The organism is Variovorax sp. RTB1, from assembly GCF_035018765.1.
Lineage (GTDB): Bacteria > Pseudomonadota > Gammaproteobacteria > Burkholderiales > Burkholderiaceae_C > Variovorax.
On the sequence record NZ_JASJXG010000094.1, the window covers coordinates 1 to 5,626 of the forward strand.

5 protein-coding genes are annotated in these 5,626 nt (G+C 57.5%); 4 read left to right on the top strand and 1 reads right to left on the bottom strand.

Annotated features, from left to right (window positions below):
- The 4 genes from QN397_RS26220 to QN397_RS26240 all read left to right on the top strand — a co-directional run.
- The coding region (locus tag QN397_RS26220) for a hypothetical protein (RefSeq protein WP_323502449.1) at positions 1 to 554 on the top strand (554 nt) is incomplete at its 5' end.
- A gap of 797 nt (positions 555 to 1,351) precedes the next feature.
- Positions 1,352 to 1,768: a hypothetical protein gene (locus QN397_RS26230; protein ID WP_323502450.1), complete on the top strand. Its 417-nt coding sequence runs from the start codon at positions 1,352 to 1,354 to the stop codon at positions 1,766 to 1,768.
- Positions 1,765 to 3,225, top strand: a complete 1,461-nt coding sequence (locus QN397_RS26235; protein WP_323502451.1) for an ATPase domain-containing protein — start codon at positions 1,765 to 1,767, stop codon at positions 3,223 to 3,225. The genes QN397_RS26230 and QN397_RS26235 overlap by 4 nt, the downstream gene beginning before the upstream one ends.
- Positions 3,226 to 3,261: 36 nt before the next feature.
- Complete coding sequence (locus QN397_RS26240) at positions 3,262 to 4,644, top strand: hybrid sensor histidine kinase/response regulator (RefSeq protein WP_323502453.1); 1,383 nt, start codon at positions 3,262 to 3,264, stop codon at positions 4,642 to 4,644.
- A gap of 690 nt (positions 4,645 to 5,334) precedes the next feature.
- Here the strand turns inward: QN397_RS26240 and QN397_RS26245 are convergent.
- On the bottom strand, positions 5,335 to 5,626 hold a 292-nt coding region (locus QN397_RS26245), incomplete at its 5' end, for a hypothetical protein (RefSeq protein WP_323502454.1).

The window sequence follows — 5,626 nt, forward strand, 5'->3', positions numbered from 1 at the left end:
GCAACTCGCCAGTCAAGCCACCACGGTGGCGGCCTGACTTAAACCAATCAGCCTCCACGAATCCCGGGGCGATTCACCTGCGCTTTGCAAACAAGCGCCGGGGCATCACGCCTGGCGCTGAGGAACTGTGCAACTGGTATGCCGGCCTTCACGGTAAGCGCCCGGGCAACGTGCGCCGGTATATCAAGACCCTGATGGACGCCAAGGTCCTGCACAGTACGCACCTCCTTGGGCGATTGTTCCAACGGACGGGGGGCACCGCCCTCGATCACCTGAGCGAAGACGAGCAGGCGGCTGCTCTTTATCAAGGTCTCCGACAGCGCAACTTCGATCCGATCAACAGCGTGGAAAAGCGCACAGGCCCCACGCTTCTGGTCGCCTCTGAAGTAGCCAATCTGGACACCGTCATGGAAGCCGAACGCTCAGAGTGGTACGCCCGAACACTGCCGGAAATGAGCGGCTCACTCAGTTCGACCGTCCGCAAACCCGCGCCAGTGCTGGATTGTTGTCTCTTTCCCGAATACTTACGTAGAGAGGCTATGGCTTTGCTTTGAGGTCGCCCAGCAATTCACGGAAGTCACCCAACGACCGCAGGGATGAGCCCATCGCTTCAGGTGTTCCCTGCGACCGTTGGGCATTCCTCGGCCGGTCGCCTGCGGCGCCCTTACGCCATCAATACAGAGACAGCCAAGCTGACCTTAGGGTGAGCCATCAAGGTACTGACCTACCAGTCATCGAAGAATGCATGGCATGAAGCGCCGACCGGCTATCGCCTCCTAGCATCGGCGCCAGTCGCCATGACAGAGCTGGCCCCGAAAATCTGAAAAATCTGATAAGGGTGGAAACTGCTCCCAAGGGCGAGGATCTTGCCTGTGAAGATTGGAGCAAAGATGTGGGACACCCGACATACTCAACATCGGCCAGGGCAAGCAATTTACGAATGCGACCTTCACCGGGCTGCTCACGGATGAAGGCATCCGCATGTCGATGGACGGCATGGGCTGTTGACGAGACAACGTGTTCATCGAGCGGCTGTGGCGATCGATCAAGTACGAGGAGGTGTACCTGCATGCGCATGAAACCGTAAGCCAGTCACGCATCGGAATCGGCTGGCAAATCGAGTTTTGCAATCTCTGCAGTCTGCACAGCCCGCTGCAGGCGCACACAGCTGATGTGGTGTACTTCAACTCGCCGCCTCAGCCGAAGGCCGTATCAATCCGACCCCTCAGGATCAGCCAACAAGATTCGGGATCTGTTCGGACGAGTGCGGCCCGCTCTCTTTTTTACGGCGGGGGCTTACTTTTGACGAAACGCCGTATGCAAGAATCCGGTCAGGCAACAATAGAAGGTCATGCAGGACGACATCATCGAGCAAGCCATTGCATTTCGCGCTGGTGACGTGACCGACCCTGGGCTCATAGCTGACGGCGTAGTCGCAAGCCTGCGGTTACTTCACGCTGAGCTTAGCTTGCTGGTCGGAGCGCAGGCAGCGGCAGCGCTGTGCTCCCATGCCATGCATCGCACGCAATCCGAAGTTGAATGGGCGGTACCGCGTGCAGCGGCGCTATCCGAGTCAATGCTTCTTGCTCTACGAGCTGATCTTGGAGCACGTACGCCCGAGCAGGCATTGTTCGCTGGCAAAACCCTGCTGTTCGCTTTGACAGATCACCTCAAATCCTTGATCGGTGAGCCCTTGACGACCCGGATGCTGAGATCGGCCTGGGGCACACCCGCGTTTGATCAGATTTCTACGGAGGACATTAGATGATTGATAAGGTTGTGATCAAACGATTGGCGACCGGTGTACCGGGCTTAGATGCACTTTTGGGCGGCGGCTTGCCGGAGTTCTCGTTCAACCTGATCGCCGGGGCGCCTGGGTCGGGCAAGACGACGCTGGCGCATCAGATCATGTTCGCACTCGCCAACCCACAGCACCGAGCCATTTTCTTCACCGTGCTCGGCGAGCCGCCGTTAAAAATGCTGCGTTACCAGCAGCAGTACAGCTTCTTCGATGCAGCCAAGGTCAACGAGTCGATTCGCTTCATCAATCTTGCTGACGAAATCGTGGCCGGGGATTACGGCAAGGTCCTCAAACGTATCGTTGAAGAAGTCGAACGCTTCGAGCCTGCACTGGTGATGGTCGATTCGTTTCGCTCTGTAGTCCAAACTGCGCGAAGCGCGGGCAAGGACGATATGGAACTGCAACATTTCGTACAGCGCTTGGGGATGCTGTTGACAACATGGCGGGCGACGACATTTCTGATCGGGGAATACTCGGTGCCCAACAGCGAGACCGATCCAATTTTTACCGTTGCAGACGGCATTCTTTGGATGGCCCAAAGCGTCGAGCGCAACTCGATGGTGCGCAAGATTCAGGTAATGAAGATGCGTGGACAAGCGACGGTTCCCGGACTGCACACCTTTCGCATCAGCGACGATGGGGTGCAGATTTTCCCTCGCACGATTGCACCCAACCCGAAGCCGCCCGGTGATGCTGCGAGCACGGTTGGCGTGGCTCCGGCCCGCCTTTCCATGGGGGTTCCCCTGCTGGACGACTTGATGGGTGGTGGTCTCCCCTCTGGTTATTCGCTGCTGGTCGCGGGCCCTTCAGGCTCCGGTAAGTCGCAGCTCGCTGCGGCCTTTCTGGCAGAAGGTGCGCGGGCGGGAGAGAAAGGCGTGATTGCGGCGTTCGAGAAAAGCCCGACCCGCTCGCGCAAGCTCCGACTCGACGAATTGATTGCCAGTGGAGACGTGTGCATGATCGACACTCGCGCGCTGGACTTGTCAATCGACGAGACACTTTATGCGTTGACGCAATTGATCGAAAAAACGGGAGCGACACGCGTTGTCGTCGATTCTCTTTCCGGGTTCGAGCTTGCACTGGCAGCCAGCTTCCGAGAAGATTTTCGCGAGTCGCTGCATCGCATGATCGCTGTCCTTACGGGCATGGGTGTGGCCGTATTGCTGATTTCCGAATTGGAAGATCGATATACCGATCTTCGATTCAGTCCCTATGGTGCCGCATTCCTGACGGACGCAATCATCGTGCAGCGGTATGTCGAACTGAAAGGTCAACTTCGTCGCGTGATGGCGGTGGTGAAAATACGAAACAGCGCTCACAGCCACGAACTTCGCCCCTACGACATTACGGATGCTGGTATCGTCATCGGGCAGCCAACGCCGGACATGGACGCCATGCTGACGGGCCACCCGCGGCCAGCTTGAAGCGCGGAAGCCGGCTTGAGAAAGAAACCGAGCCGCATGCCAACTCAACCCAGTGACACCGGTGGCGCGGATGCCGCCGACCAAGAGTCTGACGCCGCGCTTTTGCAAGGGCCATCAGCGATGCAGCCCATGCGAACGCTGGCTGAACGTGAAGGCGCACTTGAAGTTCGCGAAGCAGTAGCATCCGCATCCGCGAAGCAACGTGACGATATTCGTGAAGCCAATGCGCATCTGGTTATGGCCACGCTGGCCGCTGAAGAATCGAGTGAAGCGGCACGCAAGACGAAGCTTCAGCAAGACGAGTTCCTTGCGATGTTGGCTCACGAACTTCGCAATCCTTTGGCACCGATCAGAACCGCGGTTGCATTGCTGGAGCGGCTTGAAACTGTTGACCCTCGCCTGAAAAAGATCCGCGAGGTCGTCGGCCGGCAAGTGGACCATATGGCCAGGCTGCTTGATGATTTGCTGGATGCATCGAGAGTGACAAGCGGCAAGGTTACTTTGCAACGGCGGCCAACGAGCGTCCGTGAATTTGTCGATCAGGCGGTTGAAATTTACCGCATGCTCATTGACTCGCAACATCAGGAACTTACGCTGGACATGCCGGTCACCCCTATCTATGTGGATGGTGACTTGACCCGCCTCGCGCAGATCGTCGGCAACCTCTTGCACAACGCATCCAAGTACACGCCTTACGGTGGTGCGATCTCAGTGAGCGCGAGGTCGTATGGTGAATCGGTCGTGCTTAAGGTCACGGACAACGGAAGCGGGATTGCGCAGGAGTCGCTGGCTCACATCTTCGAGTTGTTTGGACAAGAAGAACGTTCGCTCAGTCGCAGTCAAGGCGGGCTGGGTATTGGATTGACGGTCGTGCGAGGCATGGTGGAGCGACATGGAGGAACCGTGGAGGTGCGCAGCGACGGGCTCGGCATGGGCAGCGAATTCACAGTGGTTCTTCCGCGTTTGAATTACGTAGAAGAAGCTGCGCCTGAGCATTTGCCAAAACCCACTTTCGTGCCTGCTCGCATTCTTGTAGTTGACGACAACGTCGACGCGAACGAAATGTTGGTCATGCTGCTGCAGATCTCAGGCTACGAGGTCGAGTTCGCTTTCGATGGTCCGGGCGCTTTGCTTAAATATTCAGAACAACGGTCGGAGATTGTGGTGTGCGACATCGGACTGCCGGTGATGAACGGGTACGAAGTTGCCGAACGGATACGTCATAAAAGCGGCGCCGGGTTTTCTGGTCCGACGCTGATTGCATTGACGGGCTACGATGGTGCAATCAACCGAGCACACGCGCTGAGATCTGGCTTCGACCATCATGTCGTCAAGCCGGTCGATTTCAATGTTTTGCTTCAACTGATTGAAGCGAGAGATTCAGGAGATGCAAACCGAAAGCCCGACGTAGCGGACTGACTGAAGCAAAACTCCCGGCAGGGACGCGGCCGGTACGCGCAAACTGCCTCCGACTTGCAGAGAAGAGAACAGTCGAAAGCATCGAGAAGTCTTAGCTTGCGAAGCGCATTTCACGCTCCTCAACAGCCCCGCTGCGACTCTAAAAGTTATGCAGCATTTCGCCGAGGTCGAGGCCAATGCTGCCTGGCGTAGTCCCCGTCAGTAGCGCTGTCCGTGTTCTGTTGTCGGGCAGCAAGAGCGACCTCCGGCCCATTTTCGAGACTGATGGCGAACGCCACCGCTGTCCCAAGCCCAAAATCAAGGGCGACCCAGTCAGCACTACCGTGGTGACCGTGGGCAAGCTGGTGGGCTGAGTACCACTGCTCCTGGCCGCTTGCAACCTAGCAAAGGCCAGCCCTGACAGGTTTGACACCATGATGTTCAACATCGTGGATGGCGCCGTAACCACCCGGAACCGCCGCGACATGACTGCCATATCTGTGCAGTCCGTGGATACGGTGCTGGCTGGCTTGAGCGGTACCGCGAGGGTCCGAATGGATCGGGAGACCGAGGCGTCCAAAAGACTTTACAGCCCCTCCGAGACGCCGCAGACACCAGAGGCGATCTGTACCGCTACGCAGCCCCGAGGCCTCCTGGGACCCGTGGTGGCCTTGTAGGGTCACCGGGGATCTTCGGGAGACCGTGGCGCGGTCAAGTGGACAAACCGTGTCGCGGAGTCTCATGCAAAAGTGGCCCCTCTGAAGGCCGACTCACATGACGCAGCAATTCATCATTTCCCGCCATCCATGCGTCTATCCAGTGTGCAAATGGCTGTGAGGCGGTGTGCACATCAAACCAGAGACCAGCATCTCCAGTGCTCTCGATAAGCGTCCAATAAAAAGTGCCCGGCTCGGGCTCCTTCACAAAGACCGCCAAGTGGCGCAAATTATTCATAAGGCGAAACGGTACCTGAAAAACTTCCAGAATATCCGTGGACCATGCT